Consider the following 21,629-nt stretch of genomic DNA (forward strand, 5'->3'; position numbering starts at 1 on the left):
GTCCTACCCTGGGGTGTGTGAGTCAACAGCATGCGGGAGATCTGGCCCTGTTCGGCCCGAACGCTCCCGGCTACGAATGGGTTCACACGTCGGATGTGCCGGAGCGGGAAGTCTTTCCCGGGATCACCGTCCGGCTGCTGTGGACAGGGCCCAACGGAGCGAAGGCCGCGATCACGACGATCCGCCCCGGCGCGGTGTGGCGCGGGGAGGATCACCACAGTCCCGGGCCGGAGGAGGTGTACGTGGTGTCCGGGGTGTTCAACGACGGGGTGAACGACTATCCCGCGGGCACCTTCCTGCATGCGCCCGCCGGTTCCTGGCACGTGCCGCAGTCGGCGGAGGGGTGCGTGCTGTTCCTGTTCTATCCCGAGGGTTAGACGTACTCCACGAAGAACGCCATACCGGCTTCCAGGTGATAGGTGTTGTGGCAGTGGCTGATCCACTTGCCGGGGTTGTCGGTGTCGAAGTCGACCGTGACGGTTTGCTTCGGTGGCACCAGCACCGTGTCCTTGCGCGCCTTGGGTGTCTCGCCGTCCATCACTTCAAAGGTGTGGCCGTGCAAGTGAAATGGGTGGAACATCATCGAATCGTTGATGAACCGGATTCGCACCCGTTGCTTCGGGTGCACCGGCACACCACTGGCTTTTGGGTCGTAGAGCTTGCCGTTGACCGGCCAGTTGTAGCCGTCGACCGGCCCGGTCAGATGGGCGTCGAAGACCTGATCCGGCGCCCTGGCAGGCAGTGTCACCTCCGGTGTCGGTGACAACGATGCGGTGTCCAGCGGGGTCTCTTTGCGCACCGCGGCAACGAACTCATCGACGTTGACGGTGCTCGCAACGTTGTTGACCCGCAGGTTCAACTGCGCGTGACCCTGTTTGCCCTCCGGCACCGCCACCAGCGGCCGTGAGTCGTTCACCGTCACCAGCGCATCGACTCGTTCACCCATGCCGAGGATCACCGAATTGACCTGCACCGGCACCACCGGGTAGCCGTCGGTCTGGATGACCCGCATCGACGCGTCCGGCACCGCGACGCGGAAGGCGGTATCTGATCCGGCGTTGATGATCCGAAGTCGAATCCGTTGGCCGGCAAGGTAGTTCACCACCTGCGGATCGGTGGGGACGCGGCCGTTGACGATGAAGTACGGATAGTCGACGTCACCGCCGTCCGCGCCCAGCGGGCTGGTCGGCGTCACACCGGGGCCGCCAGGCGCCATCGGCCTCATGCCCGTCCTGCGTAGTTTGGCGAACACCTGGTCCGGGTCGGTGCCAGTGCCGTCGATCCAGTCGTCGAGAACGACCACCAGTTCGTCGTCGTAGTCGGCCTTTTCGCCGGGGTCCTCGATGATCAGCGGACCGTACAGGCCGCGGTCGAGTTGTGTGCCGACATGCGAATGGAACCAGTACGTTCCGGCGTCGGGCACCACGAAGTCGTAGGTGAACTTCTGGCCGGTCGCCACCGGTGCCTGCGTCAGGTCGGGGACGCCGTCCATGTCGTTGACGATCGCGATGCCGTGCCAGTGCACGGTCACGCCCTGGGGCAAGGAGTTGGTCAACTCGGCACGCAACCGGTCACCCTTCTTCAACCGGATCTCGCGTGCCGGCACCTGATCGCCGTAGGTCCACGTGTGGACCCTGACGCCGCCCAGGTCGATGTCGGTCTCGCGCGCCGCCATCGCGACGTCGGTCGCCGGCGGGCCTGCAGGCGACTGCTGCGGTTTCGAGCAGGCGGCCGCCACCCCCGCAGCGGCCCCGAACACCAGAAACTCGCGCCGACCGATCATGTCGTCAGCGTGGCACTCTGGCGCTATCCGCGGGTGACTTTCTCCATCTCGCGACGACGGTCCAGCGCCGCGGTGTCCGGGTTGGCCACCTGCACCAGCGAGGCGCCCGCGGCGAACACCGCCAGCAGGTTGGCGATCAGCTCGTCGGCGGTCGCCCAGCCTGCCGTCGACATCACCCGGTCGTCACCGGTGAAACCCTGTGCGGCGGCCGAAGATTGGGCGGCCGCGAGCACGTCGGCGACCGTGCGGCCGTCCAGTGCCGGCCCGGGCCGGGATTCCGGGGAGATCTGGTCGCCGTGCACCCGCACCGCGGTCGCGTAATCGGTGAGCCCGACCGGCAGATCGGCGACCGGCTTGCCGAACGGGTCGAGCGAGAGCACCGCGATCTCGCCGACGCCGACGGCAGCGTCGGCATCCGCCAACCGGTCCGCCGTGCACAACGCGACCTCAGCATCTCCGTCCATTACGACTTCCGCGCCGATCCACCAGATTCCGAGCAGGACGGCGGCCGTCTGCCAGTGCGCGGGCAGCAGCACCGCGACCCGGCTGCCCGGCCCGGCGCCCAACTCGTCGCGCAGCAGGTTGCCGGTCTTGGCCGCCCAGTTGGCCAGCGTGACGGTCGACAGTTCGATGCGTTCGGCGGTGGCGTCGTCGTAGTACGTGATGCGCGGGCCCATCGGGTCGGCCGCCATCAGCGGATCCAGCAGTGCCGATGTCAGCGTGGTCAGTTCACGCACTCCGGGTCGTTGGTGCCCGCGGTGAGGATCGGCGACGGCGCAGGCTCGGCATCGCCCGCATCGGAGCTTCCCGCGGCGGCCTGGTCTACGGTGCCAAGCGAAGGATCGACACCGCTGGACCCCGGCCCCGTGTAGTCACCGGCCAGCACCACACGCGCCGAACCCGGCGCCACCGAGGCGTTCTCGACCACCGGGATGCCGCCGAGTTCCTTGGCGACCGCTTGCGCTCCGAGGTCGTCGGCCTTGGCGGCCTGCACCTGGCTGCCGGTGACGTGACCGCCGTCGTTGTTGCCGACGTTGCCCGACGCGAAACCCTTGCTGGTGAGCACCTGCGACACGGCAGCCGCCAAACCGTTGATGTCGGTGTCGTTGATCACGTCGACGGTCGTTTTGCTTGGCGCATAAGCCAATTGCTCGGTCTTACCCTGGTCCTGGTCGTGCAGCAGGCTGGCCACCCACTCCTTGACGTGGGCCGGGTCGACGCGCACCACGCTCTGCATCCCGTCGTCGCTCCAGCCGGCCTCTTCGACGATCGGGATGGTGGCGAACGCGACGCTGCCCGCCGCCAGCTTCTGCAGTTGCTCGATGAAATCCATGATGTCCCAACCGTCGGACAGCACCACCGAGCGCTGCACCGCGTCCTGCAGGCGGTTCAGGGTCGCCGGGCTCGACAGCGTCTTGCTGGAGATCACGTCGTGCGCCAGCGACGCCATCACCGCCTGCTGGCGGGTCACCCGGTCCAGGTCGCCGCGCGGAAGGTCGTGGCGCTGCCTGACGAAACTCAGCGCCTGCGGGCCGTTCAGCTTCTGCCAGCCCGCCGGGAAATCGGCTCCGGAAAGAGGTTCGTACACAGGGTTTTTCAGGCAGACGTTGACGCCGCCGAGCGCGTCGGTGATCAACGCGAAACCGAGCAGACCGATTTCGGCGTAATGGTCGACGGTCACCCCGGTCAGGTTGGCGACCGTCTTGATCAAGGCTTCGCGGCCCGCTTCGGTCGCTTCCGGTTCGGCCTTCGCCGGGTCCATGCCGTCCTGCTCGACGAGTTCGGTCTTCTTCTCGAAGTACGCCGAACCGTAGACCCCGTTGATCTTCATCTTGTTCCCGCCCGGCGTCTGGACGTAGGAGTCGCGGGGAATGGAGATGGCCGTCGCCGACTTTCCGTTGTTCGGGATGCGGACCAGGATGATCGTGTCGGTGTTGGTGGATTCGTCGTCGCCTGCCCGCAGCGTCGCCAGTTCCTCCGCCGACAACGGGTTGCCGTGCGCGTCGGTGCGACTGTCCAACCCGACCAGCAAAATGTCGATCGCGCCGTCGGCGCCGCCCTCGCCGAGCGCGATGGACGAGAAGTGGTTGATGCCGGATTCGAACGAGCGGATCTTTCCCCACGCGACACCGGTGCCGACGACGATGGCCAGGGCCACCGCGACAGCGATGACGCGGGTCAGGCGAGCGGGCACCTGCCCAGGTTACTTGCGACGCCGCCGCAGACGGGGTAGCCAGGGTCGGCGTGCCAGACTCGAGTGCATGTCTGACCGAATTGTTATCTCCGGTGCCGGCGGCATGGTGGGGCGTCGTCTGGCCGCGAAATCCCGCCAGCAGGGCCGCGACGTGCTGGCGCTGACCTCGGCCGAATGGGACATCACCGATGCGACCGCCGCCGAACGCCATATCCAAGCCGGCGACGTCGTGATCAACTGCGCGGCGTATACCCAGGTCGACGCCGCCGAACAGGAACCCGACCGGGCGCACGCGGTCAACGCCGTCGGCGTCGAGAACATCGCGCGGGCCTGCGCGCGTGCGGGCGCCGACCTGATCCACATCTCCACCGACTACGTGTTTGCCGGCGATCAGCGCCATCCCTACGAGATCGACGACGAAACCGGGCCGCTGAGCGTGTACGGCCGCACCAAGCTGGAGGGTGAGGTGCTGGCGCTGGCGGCGATGCCTGATGCGCACATCGTGCGGACCGCGTGGGTGTATGAAGGCGCCGACGGCAAGGACTTCGCCGCCGTCATGCGTCGGTTGGCGGCCGGTGACGGCGAAGTGGAGGTGGTGGCCGATCAGATCGGATCACCCACGTACGTGGGCGATCTCGTCGACGCCCTGCTTCAACTCGCCGACGACGGCTCGATCCGCGAGCCGATCCTGCACGCCGCCAACGAGGGCGCGGTCAGTCGCTTCGAGCAGGCGCAAGCGGTGTTCGAAGCGGTGGGCGCCGATCCGGCGCGGGTTCGTCCGGTGGGCACCGACCGGCATCCGCGGCCGGCGCCGCGACCGGCCTATTCGGCGCTGTCGGCGCGGCGCTCGACCGAGGCGGGTCTGGAGCCGCTGCGTCCGTGGCGCGCTGCGGTGGTCGCCGCGATGGCGCAGTGATCAGGCGCGACGGGCCTTTTCAGCGGGCGCGGTGTCCAAGATCAACTCCGCGGCGCGCGCGGCCATTGCCAGCATCGGACCGGCGAGGTTGCCCGACATCTGCTTCGGCATGATCGAGCAGTCGACGATGCGCAGTCCCTCGATACCGCGGACGCGCAACTGATCGTCGACGATCTCGTCGTCGGTGGGCCCCATCATGCACGTGCCTGCCGCATGGCTGCCGGTGGCGCCGGTCTTGATGGTGGCGTCGATGATCTCCTCGTCGGTCTGCACGCTCTTACCCGGCGTCGTCTCCTTCTCGACGTGTTCGGCCAGCGGCGACTGCTCGAAGATCTGCCGGATCTTGCGCACCACACCGACCATCGTCGTGCGGTCGTACTCGGTGGCCAGGTAATTGGGCTCGATCGACAGCGCAGCGCTGGGATCGGGTGAGGTAATCCACAGTCGGCCCTCCGACGTCGGCCGCAGGATCTCAGCCGCGCACGAAACGCCGCCGTGCGAATCGATTTGACCGCGTTCACCGCCGCTGACATCGGCCACCGACATCAGCCGGGCGAGGAACTGGCCGTCGACGCGGTCGAGTTCGGGCCTGGTCTTGAAGATCGCCATCACGTCGCCGGTCGGGGTGGCCAGCGGGCCCCTGCGGGTGGCCGCAAACTTCAGCGCCGCAAGGGCTTTGCCGACCGTGGTGCGCAGCTGCCGGTTGTAGCCGAGGTCGTCCTTCAGCCGGTAGGTGACGATGGCGCAGAAGTGCTCGGTCATCCGGCGACCGACATTGTCGCGCTCGAGATACACTGGCACACCGGCCTTTTCGAGCACATCGCGGGGGCCGACGCCGGACAGCTGCAGGATCTTCGGCGTGTGCAGTGCGCCCATCGCCACGATCACCTCTCGACGCGCGCGCACTTCGGAAGTGTTGCCGCCGGTGCGGATCTCGGCGCCGACGGCGCGGCCGTTCTCGAAGATCAACCGCTGCGCGTAGGTGTCGGTGGCCAGGTGCAGGTTGGGCCGCTTGAGCACCGGATCGAGGAACGCCTTGGCCGCGCTGACCCGTAGTCCGCGGCGGATCATGGCCATCGCGGGCCCGACGCGTTCCTCGTCGGATTCGTTGTAGTCCTCGACGCTGTGCAGGCCGGTGTTGGCTGCGGCGTCAATGATGTACTGGCTCAATTCATCTGGGAACCGCGGCTGCGAGATGTGCAGCGGGCCGCCGACGCCGCGTGTCGGTGAGGGCCCGAACTGGTTGTCCTCGAAAGCCTTGAAGATCGGCAGAATGTTGTCCCAACCCCAGCCGTGGTTGCCGAGCCGCTCGAGCTCGTCGTAGTCCTCGCGGTTGCCGCGGTTGTAGACCAGGCCGTTGATGGCGGTGGAGCCGCCGACCGCTTTGCCGCGCACCCAGCGTTCGTTGAGTTTGTCGGCGGCGCCGTAGGGCTGCAGTTGGTAGACGAAGCTGTGCCTATAACCCTCGTACGCGAGCGGGTCCGGGTGGTCGGTCCGTTGCTCGAACAGGCCTGCGCCCATCATCGGGATGGCGAAGTACGGGCCGCGGGCCGGTGGGCCCGCTTCGACCAGCAGCACCTCGGTTCGGGGATCCTCCGAGAGCCGATTGGCCAGCACACAGCCGGCGGCTCCGGCACCGAGAATGACGTAGTCGAACGCGGGCATACTGCTCGTCCTTTCCCGGCCGCCGTCTCCCTACCCCTTAGCGGCCGTTAGACAGACTACCGGGCTGAAGGGCAGACACTGTTGTTGGTTGCCGTTGCTGCGGTGGCCCATTCGGATGGGGCTACCCTCTAGCCAATGAGTGACGAACTGGTTTCTGTCGCGTGAGCGACGGCCTGGCCGTGGTGACGGTGACGTATTCACCGGGCCCACACCTCGATCGGTTCCTGGCGTCCCTCTCGCATGCCACCGAACGGCCCGTGACGGTGATCATGGCCGACAACGGTTCGACCGACGGTGCGCCCGAGGAGGCGACGCAGCGCTATCCCAACGCCCGACTGCTGCGCATGGACGGCAACCTGGGCTACGGCACCGCGGTGAACCGCGCGGTCGCGGAGATCATGCCGGAGTCCGAGTTTCTGGTGGTCGCCAACCCGGATGTGCAGTGGGGGCCGCGCAGCATCGACCTGCTGTTGGAGGCGGCCGAACGGTGGCCCAAGGCGGGCGCGCTTGGGCCGCTGATCCGTGATCCGGACGGTTCGGTATATCCGTCGGCCCGCCACCTGCCCAGCCTGATCCGCGGCGGCATGCACGCCGTCGTCGGCCCGTTCTGGAAAACCAACCCGTGGACGGCCGAATACCGCCAGGAGCGCACCGAACCCAGCGAACGTCCTGTCGGCTGGTTGTCCGGGTCCTGCTTGTTGCTGAGGCGCGCCGCCTTCGATGAGGTGGCCGGCTTCGATGAGCGCTATTTCATGTACATGGAGGACGTCGACCTGGGAGATCGCCTCGGCAGGGCGGGCTGGCAGAACATTTATGTGCCGTCGGCGGAGATTTTGCACGACAAGGGCCACGCCACGGGTCGCGATCCGGCCCGCAACTTGGCGGCCCACCATACGAGCACCTACACTTTCCTGGCAGATCGGCATCCGAAGCTGTGGCAGGCGCCACTGCGGTGGACGATCAGGGGCGCGCTGGCTGCGCGGGCGGGCCTGGTGGTTCGCGATACCCGGCGCAAGCAGAGGAAGGGGCGGCTCTAGTGGTCAATCCGGCGGAGGTGGATGCGGTCGTACTCGTCGGCGGCATGGGCACGCGGCTGCGCCCGTTGACCCTGTCGGCGCCCAAACCGATGCTGCCGACCGCGGGGTTGCCGTTCCTGACCCATTTGCTGTCGCGTATCGCCGATGCGGGCATCGAGCACGTCGTACTGGGCACCTCCTACAAGGCGGGGGTGTTCGAGTCGGAGTTCGGTGACGGGTCGAAGCTGGGTTTGCAGATCGACTATGTGGTCGAAGAGGAACCGCTGGGCACCGGCGGCGGCATCGCCAACGTGTCGGAGAAGCTGCGCTACGACACCGCGCTGGTGTTCAACGGCGACGTGCTCTCCGGTGCGGATCTGCGGGCACTGCTCGACTCGCACGGCGACAGCGGCGCCGACGTCACGCTGCATCTGGTCCGCGTCGGCGATCCGCGCGCATTCGGTTGTGTGCCCACCGATTCCGACGGTGTGGTGACCGCGTTCCTCGAAAAGACGCAGGATCCGCCGACCGACCAGATCAACGCGGGCTGCTACGTGTTCAAGCGTGAGGTGATCGAGCAGATCCCGAAGGGCCGCGCGCTGTCGGTGGAGCGTGAGATCTTCCCCGGTCTGTTGTCCGACGGTCTTCGGGTGTGCGGTTACGTCGACTCGACGTACTGGCGTGACATGGGCACCCCTGACGACTTCGTGCGCGGCTCAGCCGATCTGGTCCGCGGCATTGCGCCGTCGCCCGCGCTCGGTGGTCAGCGGGGCGAGAAGTTGGTGCACGACGGTGCGGCCGTGGCGCCGGGCGCGCTGTTGATCGGCGGCACGGTGGTCGGCCGCGGCGCCGAGATCGGCGCGGGTGCGCGGCTGGACGGTGCGGTGATCTTCGACGGTGCGTGCATCGGGGCGGGCGCGGTGATCGAACGCTCGATCATCGGCTTCGGCGCTCGCATCGGCCCGAGGGCGCTGATCCGCGACGGTGTCATCGGCGACGGCGCGGACATCGGTGCGCGGTGCGAATTGTTGCGCGGCGCAAGGGTCTGGCCGGGGGTCACCATCCCCGACGGCGGCATCCGCTACTCGACCGACGTCTAGCTTTTCGCCGAGTGGCCCGTTATCGCACGCTAATCGCGCTCAGGTTCAAGGGGTGATTGCAACGGCTCCTAGCTGAGGAGTTGTTGATGCGTCCGTCGCGTTATGCCTGTGTTGGTCGTCAGTTCTGGGGTCATGTCGGCGATGGCACGTCGGTGGTGGAGGCGGCGCAGGCAGTCGGTGTGTCGGTGCGCACCGGCTGGCGCTGGTTTGCCGATGCTGGCGGGGTGAGACCCAAATTTCCTGATGAGACCGGTGTGCGGAAGTGGTCGCGGCTGGGCGAAGACGAACGTAACGAAATTCAAGACGGCATTGCCAGAGGGGAAAGCATTCGGCAGATCGGCAGGCGGCTGGGCCGCCCGGCCTCGACGGTCATGCGTGAGATCGACCGAAACGCGTTCTGCCGTGGACGATATCGTTCGCGGTACCGGTTCGGGGCGCAACGGCACGGCGGCTGGGATGCCACGCCGAGGTATCGGGCCGGCGTCGCACAGGCGCGTGCTCACGCGCGGGCTCGACGCCCGAAACCGCGCAAGCTGGCCACCAATGAACGGTTGCACCTTGAGGTGCAGAATCGGCTGCTAGACGACCACAGTCCTCAACAGATCGCCAACCGGCTGCCGATCGAATTTCCCGACGATGCGGAGATGCGGGTGTCCCACGAGACCATCTATCAGTCGATCTACGTGCAGGGTAAAGGAAATCTGCGCCGTGAGCTGCACAAATGTCTACGCACTGGGCGGGCGTTGCGCAAGCCTCAACGACGCGGTAACCAGCGCCGAGGGCAAATCCGCGACATGGTCAACATCAGCGAGCGTCCACCGGAGGTCGAAGACCGTGCCGTACCCGGCCACTGGGAAGGTGACCTGATCATGGGTAGCACCGCATCGGGTTCGGCGATCGGCACCGTGGTCGAACGCATGACTCGGTTCGTGCTGCTGCTGCATCTGCCTGACGACCACGGTGCCCTGGCAGTGCAAGAGGCCATCGTCGCGAAAATGGCTCAGCTGCCGGCGATTCTGCGTAAGACACTGACCTGGGATCAAGGCAAAGAGATGGCCAATCACGCCGCTATCGCCGCAGCGACGGAATTAGATATCTACTTCTGTGATCCGCACTCACCATGGCAGCGCGGGACCAACGAGAACACCAACGGACTGCTGCGCCAATACTTTGCTAAAGGCACCGACTTGTCGATCTTCCCGGCAGACTATCTGGACTACGTCGCCGCCAAGCTCAACAACCGGCCCCGGCAAACCCTGAGCTGGAAGACCCCAGCCGAAACCCTCGACGAACTACTCTCAAACCCGTCAAAACCACCCGCTGTTGCAATCACAGCGTGAAACCGCCGCGGCGAACCGTGTCAAAAGTGGCCACTCGACGGCGCGCGGCGTCCACCAGTTGGGTGAGACCGAAGTCGCAGTCCTCCGGTAGCGCGTCGAGCGGCCACCAGCGCAGGTCCAAAGACTCGTCGCTGACCGCGATTTCGGCGTTCGCGGGCGCGTGCGCGATGAACTGGATGTCGAGGTGACGCGTCGGCACCCCCAACGAGCAGGTGACCGGGTGCACGTGTAGCGCGGCGGGCTCGGGATCGATGGTGAGGTCGTCGATGCCGGACTCCTCGGTGGCCTCGCGCAGTGCGGCGGCGACGATGCCGGCGTCGGTGTCCTCACAGTGCCCACCCAACTGCAGCCATCGCCCGATCCGCGGATGCAGTGTCAGCAGCGCATGGGTGCCGGTGTGGTCGAGCACCAGCGCGGAGCCGGTCACATGGCCGGGCGCACACGAGCGCAGACATCCGTCGGGCCGTGCGGCGAGAAACGCCAGCGCCGCGTGCCGCAGCGTGTCCTGCGTGGGATCCGTTGTGCACCAACGTGTCAGCGTCGTCACCGCCGATTCGTGCAGGCTCACTTGCGGATCAGCAGACCGTCAGTGCCGACCGGATCGCGGGGTCCGGACTCCTCATCGGGGTAGCCGATCGCAATGGCGCCCAACGGTTCCCAGTCCGACGGCAGGTCCAGTTCCTCGCGCACCAGGTCGGCGGCGAAGATCGTCGAACCGATCCAGCAGCTGCCGACGCCACGCACGGCCAGCCCCACCAACAAGGCCTGTACCGCGGCGCCGACCGCGACCGTGAACATGGTGTGCTCGGCGGCGGTGCGCGCGGCGTCCGGATAGCTGTGCGCGCCGTCGGGCACCATGAACGGGATGACGAGTTCGGGCGCGTCGTAGAGGATCTGGCCGCGGCCGACGCGCCGTTGAACCGCATCCGGCGTACGGCCGTCGCCGGTCAGGTCGGCGCGCCAGCGATCCTTCATCCGGTCCAACAGCCGAACCCGCCTGCCTGAGTCCTGCAGCCACACGAACCGCACCGGCCGGGTGTGGTGCGGTGCCGGCGCGGTGAGTGCTTCGCCGACAGCCGCCTCGACGAGGTCAGGCGGCACCGGCGCTGCGCTGAACCGGCGCACCGACCGGCGCAGCAGTTGCGCTTGACTGCGACCGAGGGCGATGGCTTCTTCGGTGCCGAGCCAGAACAGGTCGTCGTCTCCCGGCCGCAGCAGTGTGCGCGCGTTTGATCCGTTGTCCGACAACGTGAGTCCACGCACCACCGCCACCGGGATATCGGTCAGCTTGCCCTTCACCAGATCAGCCGCCGCGGCGATCTCGTCGGCGACGGCGATCTCGGTGACGATCAGGTCGTTGCCGTGCCGGTCCTGCGACCCCGCATAGCCGTGCAGCACGGTCAGGCCCGCGGCGCCTATCGCGAAGTCGGTCTGGCCGTTGCGCCACGCCCGGCCCATGGTGTCGGTGATCACGACGCCGACGGTGACGCCGAGTCGTTCGCGCAGCCCGTCGCGCAGCGCCGCCGCACTGCCGTCGGGATCGGTGGGCAGCAGCGCCAACTCGCCCGAGTCGACGTTGGAGCCGTCGACGCCCGCGGCGGCCTGCACCAGGCCGAGCGCGTTCTCGGTGATCAGCGTGCGCCCCTTGCGTGCGAGCACCCGCACGGCCTCCGCGTCGATCAGCTTGCGCCGCAGCGCGTCCCGCTGCTCCGGGTCGGTCGGTGCGTCGACGATGCGGCCCTCGCACTTGGAGACCACCTTGCTGGTGATCACCACGACGTCGTCGTCGCGCAACCACGATGCGGCGTCTGCGAGCGCCGCGGCGAGGTCGTCACCAGGCCGGAACTCTGGAAGTCCGCGCACCGGAAGGATTTCGACGGACGCCGCCGAACCGTGCTCCGTCATGGCTTCACCCCCGCGAGATCGAGTCCGGCGCGCACCATCTCGGCGGTGGTCTGCGGGTCGGTCATCAGCAGCGGCACCGATCGCACCTCGACACCGGGGATCTCGGCATGGTCGCCCTCGTGCACCAGCCAGCCGTCGAGGATGCCGACACCGGAACGGGCCCCGTAATAGCCGCCGACCGCTTCGGATGTGCTGGCCACGCCGATCACCGAAAGGCATTCATCGGCCATGCCGCGCAGCGGCTTTCCGTCGATGATGGGGGAGTAGCCGATCACCCTGGCCGTCGTCGAGCGCAGCGCGCCACGGATGCCAGGCACGGCGAGTATGGCGCCGATGCTCACCACCGGGTTGGACGGCGCAAGCAGCACCACGTCGGCGTTCTCGATGGCCTCGGCCACACCGGGACCCGCGGTGGCTTTGTCGGCGCCGACGAACGCGAAACTGTGCGTCGGCACCTGCGCGCGGTAGCGAACCCACCATTCCTCGAAGTGGATGGCGCGTTTCTCGCCGTCCGCCGGATCCGTGATGACGACGTGGGTTTCGCTGCGGTCGTCGCTGGCCGGAAGCAGTCGCGCGCCGGGTTGCCATCGGTCGCACAGCGCCTCGGTCACTTGCGACAGCGGATAACCCGCGCGCAGCATCTGGCTGCGGACCAGATGAGTGGCGAGATCGCGGTCGCCGAGGCCGAACCAATCCGGTTGTACGCCATAGGCCGCGAGTTCCTCTTTGGCGTGCCAGGTTTCGTCGCGACGACCCCAACCGCGTTCGGTGTCGATGCCGCCGCCAAGGGTGTACATGCACGTGTCGAGATCGGGGCAGATCCGCACCCCGAACATCCACGAGTCGTCGCCCACATTGACGATCGCAGTCAGTTCGTTATCTGATTGGGACCCGGCGGACGACCCGCTGAAGCGGCCGAGCCCCAACAGGTGCTGCACGCCCAGCAGGAAGCGCGCACCGCCGACGCCGCCGACCAGAACCGTGACCTTCACATTGATCGAGACTAGGCGGTGCCCCATGACGTCCGTGCGGCGCGGTGGTGTGACGGACACGCCGACGTGACGACGCGCCGAATTCGTGTCACGAAATGGTATGAATTCCTGTTCCAGCGCTTGACCCCGGCAGCTAACACGTGTGTAATCACAGCAGTGTCATTTCCTGGTTGGACGGCCGGTTTCGGTGGCGCAGACCGAGATTCGATCACTTGTTCGAATTGAGATGGCCACACATGGAAATAGTGCGGCTCAAAGCAGGGATCTACGAGACACAGGTGAGGAGGCGGAGCATGGCGTTTGAGCAGGCCCAATCCGGGCAAGATGATCGTTTCGACAACCGGATTCTCGGCTCAGTAGGCGACATCCGTCACACCATTACCGGACCTACACCGATTGGGTTGCCGGGACGTCCTCAATTGAGTTTGGTGCCCGACCAACCCGAGAGATATGACGTTGCTCCGGCAACTACCGAAGATGATCAATGGCAAGAGCGCGCATTGTGCGCTCAAACCGACCCGGAGGCGTTTTTCCCCGAAAAGGGCGGCTCGACCCGCGAAGCCAAGCGAATCTGCCTGGGTTGCGAGGTCCGCGATCGCTGCCTGGAATACGCACTGGCCCACGACGAGCGCTTTGGGATCTGGGGCGGGCTTTCCGAGCGGGAGCGTCGCCGCCTCAAGCGCGGGATCGTCTGATTCGTTAGCTCATTCGTCGTCGATCGTCGGGTCGATGACAGAAGGTTCGACACCGAGATACGTGGCCACCTGAGCCACCAGAACTTCATGCAGCAGGTCGGCGAGGTCGACGGTGTCCTTCGCCCGACGCTCAATCGGCTTGCGGAACAACACAATTCGCGCGCGTGTCGCGTTGCCGCGGACATCGACCCCGGCCGGTATCAAACGTGCAAGTGCGATCGGCCCGTCTGCCACCACTTCCGGCGGCCACTGCACGGAATCAGGATCCTTCGGCGAGATCCGGGGGATCTCGTCGACCGCGACGTCGAGTCCGGACACTCGATCCTGCCATCGCCGCTCGATCGGTTCATAAGCCTCCAGCACCGCCATGTCGAACCGTTCGGCGCGACTGCGCCAACCCGGAACGGTCGGTGGGAGCAGCGGACCGCGCATCTCCCGGCTGCGGCGTGATCCGCGTAATCTGCGCTCGGCCACATCCGAAGAGTAACGGTTGGAGATCGGGGCTCCGATAGCTGCGCGTGTCCGGCGGCTTACGACGTTTCCGCACGATAACCTCTCGCTGTGAATGTTCCCCGTCGCTGCTGTCGGCCCGGGTGTCCCCACTATGCGGTCGCGACGCTGACGTTCGTGTACTCGGACTCGACAGCCGTCGTCGGGCCGTTGGCCACCGTGTCCGAGCCGCATTCCTGGGATCTGTGTGTCGCACACGCCGGCCGGATCACCGCGCCGCGCGGCTGGGAGCTGGTGCGGCACGCGGGGCCGCTGCCCACGCATCCCGACGAGGACGATCTGGTGGCGCTCGCCGACGCCGTTCGCGAGCGCCGCGACGGTCCACCGCCGATCAACGGGGTGGCGGCGGGCTTCTCCGATCCCGCCACCGGCGTACACGGTGGCGCGCTCATGGCACCCGTCGCTCGACGGCCGGAGTCCAACGGCAGGCGCCGAGGCCACCTGCGGGTTCTGCCGGACCCGACGGACTAGCCCGGGCGTAGCCCGACTAGCCGCCATCTGCGTGCAGCCCGACGGTTAGGCTGGCGCCAACGGTCCCCTTCGCAAGGAGCTTTATGTCTCGGCCCGCCGCGGCAGTTCACCGCGTCATCAAGGCGTATGACGTCCGCGGCTTGGTTGGGGAGGAAATCGACGAGGCTTTCGTCGCCGACGTCGGCGGCGCGTTCGCCCGACTGGTCCGCGACGGTGCCTCGCAGGTGGTGATCGGCCACGACATGCGGGCCAGCTCGCCTGCGCTCGCGGCCGCGTTCGCCGACGGCGTGATGGCGCAGGGGTTGGACGTCGTACAAATCGGGCTGGCGTCCACCGATCAGTTGTACTTCGCGTCCGGGCTGCTGGACTGCCCCGGCGCGATGTTCACCGCGAGCCATAATCCCGCCGCCTACAACGGCATCAAGCTGTGCCGTGCCGGCGCCAAGCCGGTGGGCAAGGACACCGGGCTGACACAGATCAGCGAGGAGATCATCGCCGGAGTGCCCGCATACGACGGCCCGCGCGGCGCGGACTCCAAGCGCGACGTGTTGACCGAATACGGCGAATTCCTGCGGACCCTGGTCAGTCTCGCCGAGCTGCGCTCGCTGCGGGTGGCCGTGGACGCGGGTAACGGCATGGGCGGCCACACCACGCCCGCGGTGCTCGGCGCGATCCCGTCAATCACGCTGCTGCCGTTGTACTTCGAGCTCGACGGCACGTTCCCCAATCACGAGGCCAACCCGCTGGACCCGGCGAACCTCGTCGACCTGCAGGCTCACGTCGTGGAAACCGGTGCCGACATCGGGTTGGCTTTCGACGGCGACGCCGACCGCTGTTTCGTCGTCGACGAAAAGGGGCATCCGGTGTCACCGTCGGCGGTGACCGCCTTGGTCGCCGCCCGGGAATTGAACAGAGAGATCGGCGCGACGGTGATCCACAACCTGATCACCTCCCGTGCGGTGCCGGAACTGGTCGCCGAGCGGGGCGGTACCCCTGTGCGCTCGCGCGTCGGGCACTCGTACATCAAGGCGCTGATGGCCGACACCGGAGCGATTTTCGGTGGCGAGCACTCCGCGCACTACTACTTCCGCGACTTCTGGGGCGCCGACTCCGGCATGCTGGCAGCGCTGTACGTGCTGGCCGCGCTGGGCGAGCAGGACCGGCCGCTGTCCGAGCTGATGGCCGACTACCAGCGCTATGAAGCGTCCGGCGAGATCAACTTCACCGTCACCGACGCCGAACGCTGTGTCGACGCGGTGCTCAAGACGTTCGGCGCGCGCATCCACTCGATCGACCACCTCGACGGCGTCACCGTCGACCTGGGCGACGGCAGCTGGTTCAACCTGCGGATGTCCAACACCGAACCGTTGCTGCGGTTGAACGTGGAAGCGCGCACCACGGAGGAGATCGACGAGATCGTCGCGCTCATCGCCGCCCAGATCGCCTCGCGCAACGAGGCGGCCGTGTGAACGGCACCCAGTCCGCCGTGGACCTCGACGACGTCGAGGGCCTGCTCGCCGCCGATCGCGACGGTTTGCTGCGCGCGGCGTCGATGGCAGGCGCGCAGGTGCGTGCCACCGCGGCAGCGCTCGACGAGGGCGACCTCGACTCGCTGACATCCGATCAACCTCCGCGCACCATCATCTGGGTGGCGGGCCGCGGCAACGCCGAGACGGCGGGGGCGATGCTGTCCGCGACGCTCGGAGGTTCCGTCGGTGCGCCCATTGTGGTGGCGTCCGAGGCGCCGCCGTGGATCGGCGCACTCGATGTGTTGATCCTCGCCGGTGACGATCCGGGTGACCAGGCACTGGTGTCGGCCGCCGCGACGGGGGTTCGCCGCGGCGCGCGCATCGCGGTGGTGGCGCCGTACGAAGGCCCGCTGCGCGATGCGACCGCGGGCCGCTCGGCCGCACTGGCCCCCCGACTGCAGGTGCGCGACGAATTCGGCCTGACCCGCTATCTCGCGGCGGGTCTGGCCGTGCTGCACACCGTGGATCCCGGTCTGCACGTAGACCTTTCGGCGCTGGCCGACGAACTGGACGCCGAGGCCTTCCGCAACAGCGCGGGGCGCGAACTGTTCACCAACCCGGCCAAAACGCTTGCGGACCGCATGTCGGGCCGCGACGTGGTGTTGGCCGGGGACAACCCGGCCACCCTGGCCTTGGCCCGCCACGGCGCGGCCGTGCTGCTGAGGATCGCGCACCAGTCGGTGGCCGCGGTGGGGTTGGCCGACGCGCTGGTGGCACTGCACGGCGGACTCGGCAACGAACCCGGTGGCGCACAGTCGATCTTCCACGACGAGCAGATCGACGGTCCGCTGCCGAGGCGGCTCCGCACCTTCGTGTTGACCACCGACAGCGAGCGGCCCGTTGTGCTGGCACGAGTGGGCGGGCTCGACGACGTCTCGGTGATCAACGCCGAGGACGTGCCCGAAGCGCTGGGGATGGTGGACGCGCCGCCGGCCGTCGCACCCCCTGGGCGACCGGAACAACAACTGGCGATGTTGGCCGTACGGTTGGAGATGACGGCCACATACCTGCGACTGGTTCGAGGTTAAGCGAGTGCATCTGCTACGCGGAGCGGTCCGAACCTATGCATGGGGTTCGCGGACCGCGATTGCCGATTTCACCGGGCGGCCAAGTCCGACAGCGCATCCCGAGGCCGAACTGTGGTTCGGTGCGCATCCGGGTGATCCGGCGTGGCTGGAGACCGACGACGGTGAGGTGTCGCTGCTCGACGCGCTGCGCGCCGATCCGGAAGGCCAACTGGGTGCGGCGGTGCGTGGCCGCTTCGGCGACTGTCTGCCGTTCTTGGTCAAGGTGCTCGCGGCCGACGAACCGCTGTCGCTGCAGGCGCATCCCAGCGCGGAACAGGCGGTGGAAGGGTTCGCGCGCGAGGAGAAGCTGGGCATTCCGATTTCGGCGCCAACCCGCAACTACCGTGACCGCAGCCACAAGCCCGAATTACTGGTCGCGCTAGGGGATTTCGAAGCGCTGGCCGGATTCCGCTCCGCCGAGAGCAGCGTCGAGTTGATGCGTGCGCTGGCGGTCAGTGACCTCGATCCGTTCGTCAATCTGCTCTCCGGTCAGTCCGACGCCGACGGCCTACGCGCGCTGTTCACCACCTGGATCACCGCGCCGCAGCCCGACCTCGACGTGTTGGTGCCCGCGGTGATCGAGGGTGCGATCGAATACCTCCGGTCGGGCAAGAAGAAGTTCGCGGCGGAAGCCAAGACGGTGCTCGAACTCGGCGAGCGGTATCCCGGCGATGCCGGTGTGCTGGCCTCGTTGCTGCTCAACCGGATCAGCCTGAAACCCGGTGAAGCCATCTACCTGCCTGCGGGAAATCTGCACGCGTATCTGCACGGCGTCGGCGTCGAGGTGATGGCCAACTCGGACAACGTGTTGCGCGGCGGGTTGACGCCCAAACACGTCGACGTGCCCGAACTGTTGCGGGTGCTGGACTTCACCCCCGCCGTCGACGACGTCATCCATCCCCGAATCACAAGGGACGGAACAGAACTCGTGTACAACACGCCAGCCCCCGAGTTCGCGGTGTCGGTGGTGTGCATCGAGGGCGAGCACCTCGGCCACGAGATCGACGCGCCGACGCATCACGACGGGCCGCAGATCCTGCTCTGCACAGAGGGTTCGACGGTGGTACATGCGAAGTCGACCGCGGTGACACTGGAGCGCGGTGCGGCGGCGTGGGTTTCCGCCGATGACGGTCCGATCCGCCTGGTGGCGCAGACGCCGACGAAGTTGTTCAGGGCGACCGTCGGGATCTAGTGTTCGGCTTTCTTGCCGAACGGCAGCAGGTGCATGATCGCCACCACGATCGAGCCGATCACCATGCCGACGATCGCCGACACGACGGTGTTGAGCAGCCAGGCCAGCAGCGCACCGGCGCCGAGCACGGCGTGATGCACCCATTCCTCGGCGTGGTGCACCAGCCCGTACGGGGCGTGCCAGCCCAGCGTATCGGTGCCCTGCAACAGGATGTGTCCGCCGACCCAGAGCATCGCCACCGTGCCGATGATCGACAGCGCCGACAGCAGTTTGGGCATCGCCGACACCAGACCCCTGCCGACCTTCTTGGTGAAGTTCGACGTCCGCTGCGCCAGGCTCAAGCCGATGTCGTCCATCTTCACGATCAGCCCGACGACCCCGTACACGCCGAGCGTGATCACGATCGCGACGATCACCAAGATCACCAACCGCGGCCAGAACGACTGGTCGGACACCTCGTTCAGCGCGATGACCATGATCTCGGCGGACAGGATGAAATCGGTCCGGATGGCGCCTGCCGTCATCTTCTTCTCGGCATCCCCGCCTTCGGTGGCCGTTGGCGCGGCGTGCGCGTCGTGGCCGGTGATCCACCCCCACACCTTCTCCGCGCCCTCGTAGCACAGATAGGTCGCGCCGAGCATCAGGATCGGCGTGATCACCCACGGCACGAACTGGCTGAGCAGCAGGGCGGCGGGCAGGATGAAGACGAGCTTGTTGCGTAGCGACCCGACCGCGATTCGCTTGATCATCGGCAGTTCGCGGTCTGCGGTGATGCCGTGCACGTACTGCGGTGTCACCGCGGTGTCGTCGATGACGACACCTGCTGCCTTTGCCGTGGCGCGGCCCGCGGCAGCCCCGATGTCGTCGACCGACGCCGCGGTCAACCGGGCCAGAGCGGCGACGTCGTCGAGAAGCCCGAACAGACCAGCGCTCATCGCGTCGTCCTCATGGCACCGAAGGCTACCTGGCCCGCATGAACCGGATCAGCACGTCCTCGGCCAGCCCGTACTGCATCGCGTCGACCCACACCCGCGAGCAGACCGGCCCGCGCGCCCGCGCCCGCCTACCGCCGGGCACCGCGACGTAGCCGCCGACGTCGGCGCAGGCCAGCAGATCGAGAAAGGTGCCTGCGTCCTGCGAGTCGAGATCGGCGATGGCCACCCAGATGTCGGCCCACACACCGTTGTCCCTGCCACCCGGCGGCAACCAGTACGCGATGCCGAAGCCGCCCACGTCCTCCAGCGGCCGGATCTGCGAGGTCATGTCACCAGTATCAGGCCGCACCCCGACTCGACGCACCACCGATCACGCGATGCACGTCCATTGTCGAACCGGCCGCCCCCTCCTGCGCGATCCACGGCCCCTCGATGGACGGGTCGAGGATGCCTGCCTCCAGCCAGGTGAACCGGCCGTCGAGCAGATGTCGGGACAGCGTGCGGTCGCTGTCGTCGGTGTTGTGCCAGAGTTCGTCGAACAACCGGTCGGCCCGCATCCTGGCCTGCCTGCAGAACGCGTCGGCGAGTTCGACCGCCGAGGGATCGGTCCGGTCGCGTTGCGCACGCACGCACGCGGCCGTCATCGCGAACAACTCTGCGCCGATGTCGACGAGGCGGGCCAGGAACCGCTGTCTGTGCTCCAGCCTGCCCTGCCAGCGCGACATGCCGTAGAACGTGCTGCGAGCCACCCGCCTGCTGGCGCGCTCGACGTAGCGCAGGTGCGTCGCAAGCGGCCCGAATTCACCGAATGATGTTGGTAGTTGCCCTTTTCCGGCGACAAGGCTGGGCAGCCAGCGGGCGTAGAAGCGGCCTGCGTTCGCGGCGGCGCGGGCTTTGCGTCGCATATCGGCGTCCGGGTCGATGATGTCGCCTGCCACGGACAGATGTACGTCCACCGCCTCCCGCGCGATGAGCAGATGCATGATCTCCGTCGAACCTTCGAAGATCCGGTTGATGCGCGCATCGCGCAGCACCTGTTCGGCGGGCACACCCCGCTCGCCGCGGGCGGCCTGCGATTCGGCGGTCTCGAAGCCGCGGCCGCCGCGGATCTGGACGAGTTCGTCGGCGATCAGCCAGCCCATCTCGGAGCCGTACAGTTTCGCCAGCGCCGCCTCGATACGGATGTCGTTGTGGCCGGCGTCGGCGAGTTCACTAGACAGTTCGACCATCGCCTCCAGGCCGTAGGCAGTGGCCGCCATGAAGGCCAATTTGCCTGCGACAGCGTCGTGTTCACCGACCGGCTTGCCCCACTGCACGCGCTCGTTCGACCATTCCCTTGCGATCTTGACCGACCACTTCGCCACCCCGACGCACGTCGCTGGCAGCGACAATCGCCCGACGTTCAGCGTGGACAGCGCGATCCGCAGCCCGTCGCCTTCGGCGCCGATCCGGTTGGCCGCGGGCACCCGTACATCGGTGAACCGGGTCAGCCCGTTCTCGATGCCCCGCAGTCCCATGAACGCGTTGCGGTTCTCCACCACGATGCCCGGGGTATCGGCCTCGACGACGAATGCGGTGATGCCGCCGCGGTGGCCTTCACTCTTGGGCACCTTGGCCATCACCACGATCAGGTCGGCGATCACGCCGTTGGTGGTCCACAGCTTCACCCCGTTCAGCACGTAGTCGTCGCCGTCCGGGACGGCGGTGGCGTGCAGGCGCGCCGGGTCGCTGCCGACGTCGGGTTCGGTCAGCAGGAACGCGCTGATCTCCCGCGCGCAGCGCGGTAGCCACGTCCGCTTCTGCTCCTCGGTGCCGAACATCGAGATCGGCTGCGGCACCCCGATGGACTGATGCGCCGACAGCAATGCGCCGAGGGCGGGGTGAACCGAGCAGACCAACATCAGCGCCCTGGTGTAGTACACCTGCGACAGCCCGAGGCCGCCGTACTCGGTGCCGATCTTCATGCCGAGCGCGCCGAGTTCCTTCAGGCCGAGGATCACGTCGTCAGGGATCTGCGCATCGCGTTCGATCACCGACGGGTCGACCTGCGTCTCGCAGAAGTCGCGCAGCTTGGCCAGGAAAGCCTCACCGCGCTCGGCGGCTTGCGCAGACCCGGTCGGATGCGGGTGAATCAGGTCCAACCGCAGCCTGCCGAGGAACAACTCCTTGCCGAAGCTGGGCGCCAGCCACTCGGCTGCGCGCGCGTGCTCGGCGACCTCCCTGGCGTGCTTTTCGCTGATTTCCCCGGTAACGGTCATGGCGCCTCCCCAAGCAACTGGACCTACTCGACAGTAACTCTGGCTGTCAACGGGGGACTAC

The 21,629-nt window shown here is 67.2% G+C and carries 21 protein-coding genes; 10 read left to right on the forward strand and 11 right to left on the reverse strand.

Features of this window, described 5'->3' with window-relative positions; all coding sequences use genetic code 11:
- The first annotated feature begins 17 nt into the window (after nucleotides 1-17).
- Nucleotides 18-377 (forward strand): cupin domain-containing protein, encoded by a 360-nt coding sequence (locus C1A30_RS12660; RefSeq protein ID WP_200828247.1) that lies wholly within the window; start codon nucleotides 18-20, stop codon nucleotides 375-377.
- Here the strand turns inward: C1A30_RS12660 and C1A30_RS12665 are convergent.
- Genes C1A30_RS12665 through C1A30_RS12675 form a run of 3 tightly spaced genes read right to left on the reverse strand, consistent with a single transcriptional unit; the run spans nucleotide 374 to nucleotide 3,977 of the window.
- The gene (locus C1A30_RS12665) at nucleotides 374-1,783 is read right to left on the reverse strand and encodes a multicopper oxidase family protein (RefSeq protein ID WP_101948651.1); all 1,410 of its coding nucleotides are present in this window, start codon (nucleotides 1,781-1,783) and stop codon (nucleotides 374-376) included. The two genes, C1A30_RS12660 and C1A30_RS12665, sit on opposite strands and share 4 nt — an antisense overlap.
- Nucleotides 1,784-1,806: 23 nt before the next feature.
- A complete protein-coding gene (locus C1A30_RS12670) occupies nucleotides 1,807-2,511 on the reverse strand; it encodes a TIGR03089 family protein (RefSeq protein ID WP_101950159.1) in 705 nt (234 codons plus the stop codon).
- A complete protein-coding gene (locus C1A30_RS12675; RefSeq protein ID WP_101948652.1) occupies nucleotides 2,508-3,977 on the reverse strand; it encodes an LCP family protein in 1,470 nt (489 codons plus the stop codon). The genes C1A30_RS12670 and C1A30_RS12675 overlap by 4 nt, the downstream gene beginning before the upstream one ends.
- A gap of 67 nt (nucleotides 3,978-4,044) precedes the next feature.
- Here C1A30_RS12675 and rfbD point away from each other — a divergent pair, with 67 nt between their 5' ends.
- Nucleotides 4,045-4,893, forward strand: coding sequence for a dTDP-4-dehydrorhamnose reductase (gene rfbD / locus C1A30_RS12680; protein ID WP_101948653.1), 849 nt, complete (start codon nucleotides 4,045-4,047; stop codon nucleotides 4,891-4,893).
- On the opposite strand, the gene C1A30_RS12685 is transcribed toward rfbD, so the two are convergent.
- Entirely contained in the window at nucleotides 4,894-6,558 is a 1,665-nt protein-coding gene (locus C1A30_RS12685; RefSeq protein WP_101948654.1) for a GMC family oxidoreductase, read from the reverse strand. It abuts the gene before it with no gap.
- Between the two features lie 161 nt (nucleotides 6,559-6,719).
- Here C1A30_RS12685 and C1A30_RS12690 point away from each other — a divergent pair, with 161 nt between their 5' ends.
- The 3 genes from C1A30_RS12690 to C1A30_RS12700 all read left to right on the forward strand — a co-directional run bounded on the left by C1A30_RS12690 (nucleotide 6,720) and on the right by C1A30_RS12700 (nucleotide 10,014).
- A complete protein-coding gene (locus C1A30_RS12690) occupies nucleotides 6,720-7,595 on the forward strand; it encodes a glycosyltransferase family 2 protein (protein ID WP_101948655.1) in 876 nt (291 codons plus the stop codon).
- Nucleotides 7,595-8,674: a sugar phosphate nucleotidyltransferase gene (locus C1A30_RS12695; RefSeq protein WP_067806881.1), complete on the forward strand. Its 1,080-nt coding sequence runs from the start codon at nucleotides 7,595-7,597 to the stop codon at nucleotides 8,672-8,674. The genes C1A30_RS12690 and C1A30_RS12695 overlap by 1 nt, the downstream gene beginning before the upstream one ends.
- Nucleotides 8,675-8,760: 86 nt before the next feature.
- Nucleotides 8,761-10,014, forward strand: a complete 1,254-nt coding sequence (locus C1A30_RS12700; protein WP_235009817.1) for an IS30 family transposase — start codon at nucleotides 8,761-8,763, stop codon at nucleotides 10,012-10,014.
- Here C1A30_RS12700 and C1A30_RS12705 read toward each other — a convergent pair.
- The 3 genes from C1A30_RS12705 to cofD are packed head-to-tail and all read right to left on the reverse strand — an operon-like array spanning nucleotide 10,004 to nucleotide 12,911.
- Nucleotides 10,004-10,582: an NUDIX hydrolase gene (locus tag C1A30_RS12705; RefSeq protein WP_101948656.1), complete on the reverse strand. Its 579-nt coding sequence runs from the start codon at nucleotides 10,580-10,582 to the stop codon at nucleotides 10,004-10,006. The two genes, C1A30_RS12700 and C1A30_RS12705, sit on opposite strands and share 11 nt — an antisense overlap.
- Nucleotides 10,579-11,919 carry a coenzyme F420-0:L-glutamate ligase gene (locus C1A30_RS12710; RefSeq protein ID WP_101948657.1) on the reverse strand — a complete coding sequence of 447 codons (1,341 nt, stop codon included), beginning with the start codon at nucleotides 11,917-11,919 and terminating at the stop codon, nucleotides 10,579-10,581. Before C1A30_RS12710 ends, C1A30_RS12705 begins: the two co-directional genes overlap by 4 nt.
- The gene (gene cofD, locus C1A30_RS12715) at nucleotides 11,916-12,911 is read right to left on the reverse strand and encodes a 2-phospho-L-lactate transferase (protein ID WP_101950160.1); all 996 of its coding nucleotides are present in this window, start codon (nucleotides 12,909-12,911) and stop codon (nucleotides 11,916-11,918) included. The genes C1A30_RS12710 and cofD overlap by 4 nt, the downstream gene beginning before the upstream one ends.
- Nucleotides 12,912-13,336: 425 nt before the next feature.
- On the opposite strand from cofD, the gene C1A30_RS12725 reads away from it, so the two are divergent.
- Nucleotides 13,337-13,606: a WhiB family transcriptional regulator gene (locus C1A30_RS12725; protein WP_197518751.1), complete on the forward strand. Its 270-nt coding sequence runs from the start codon at nucleotides 13,337-13,339 to the stop codon at nucleotides 13,604-13,606.
- Nucleotides 13,607-13,615: 9 nt separating this feature from the next.
- Here the strand turns inward: C1A30_RS12725 and C1A30_RS12730 are convergent, their stop codons facing one another.
- Nucleotides 13,616-14,038: a metallopeptidase family protein gene (locus C1A30_RS12730; RefSeq protein ID WP_067806873.1), complete on the reverse strand. Its 423-nt coding sequence runs from the start codon at nucleotides 14,036-14,038 to the stop codon at nucleotides 13,616-13,618.
- Nucleotides 14,039-14,167: 129 nt separating this feature from the next.
- On the opposite strand from C1A30_RS12730, the gene C1A30_RS12735 reads away from it, so the two are divergent.
- The 4 genes from C1A30_RS12735 to manA all read left to right on the forward strand — a co-directional run bounded on the left by C1A30_RS12735 (nucleotide 14,168) and on the right by manA (nucleotide 18,375).
- A complete protein-coding gene (locus C1A30_RS12735; RefSeq protein ID WP_101948659.1) occupies nucleotides 14,168-14,587 on the forward strand; it encodes a DUF3499 domain-containing protein in 420 nt (139 codons plus the stop codon).
- An 83-nt stretch (nucleotides 14,588-14,670) separates the two neighbouring features.
- Nucleotides 14,671-16,056 (forward strand): phosphomannomutase/phosphoglucomutase, encoded by a 1,386-nt coding sequence (locus tag C1A30_RS12740; RefSeq protein ID WP_101948660.1) that lies wholly within the window; start codon nucleotides 14,671-14,673, stop codon nucleotides 16,054-16,056.
- Complete coding sequence (locus C1A30_RS12745) at nucleotides 16,053-17,144, forward strand: TobH protein (RefSeq protein WP_101948661.1); 1,092 nt, start codon at nucleotides 16,053-16,055, stop codon at nucleotides 17,142-17,144. The genes C1A30_RS12740 and C1A30_RS12745 overlap by 4 nt, the downstream gene beginning before the upstream one ends.
- 4 nt (nucleotides 17,145-17,148) lie before the next feature.
- Complete coding sequence (gene manA, locus C1A30_RS12750) at nucleotides 17,149-18,375, forward strand: mannose-6-phosphate isomerase, class I (protein WP_101948662.1); 1,227 nt, start codon at nucleotides 17,149-17,151, stop codon at nucleotides 18,373-18,375.
- Here manA and C1A30_RS12755 read toward each other — a convergent pair.
- The 3 genes from C1A30_RS12755 to C1A30_RS12765 are packed head-to-tail and all read right to left on the reverse strand — an operon-like array spanning nucleotide 18,372 to nucleotide 21,568.
- Entirely contained in the window at nucleotides 18,372-19,310 is a 939-nt protein-coding gene (locus tag C1A30_RS12755) for a DUF808 domain-containing protein (RefSeq protein WP_101948663.1), read from the reverse strand. The genes manA and C1A30_RS12755 overlap by 4 nt on opposite strands.
- A 25-nt stretch (nucleotides 19,311-19,335) precedes the next feature.
- Nucleotides 19,336-19,638, reverse strand: coding sequence for a hypothetical protein (locus C1A30_RS12760; RefSeq protein WP_101948664.1), 303 nt, complete (start codon nucleotides 19,636-19,638; stop codon nucleotides 19,336-19,338).
- 10 nt (nucleotides 19,639-19,648) lie between these two features.
- Nucleotides 19,649-21,568, reverse strand: coding sequence for an acyl-CoA dehydrogenase family protein (locus C1A30_RS12765; RefSeq protein WP_101948665.1), 1,920 nt, complete (start codon nucleotides 21,566-21,568; stop codon nucleotides 19,649-19,651).
- Nucleotides 21,569-21,629 lie beyond the last annotated feature (61 nt).

The sequence above is a fragment of the Mycobacterium sp. 3519A genome (genome assembly GCF_900240945.1).
GTDB lineage: Bacteria > Actinomycetota > Actinomycetes > Mycobacteriales > Mycobacteriaceae > Mycobacterium.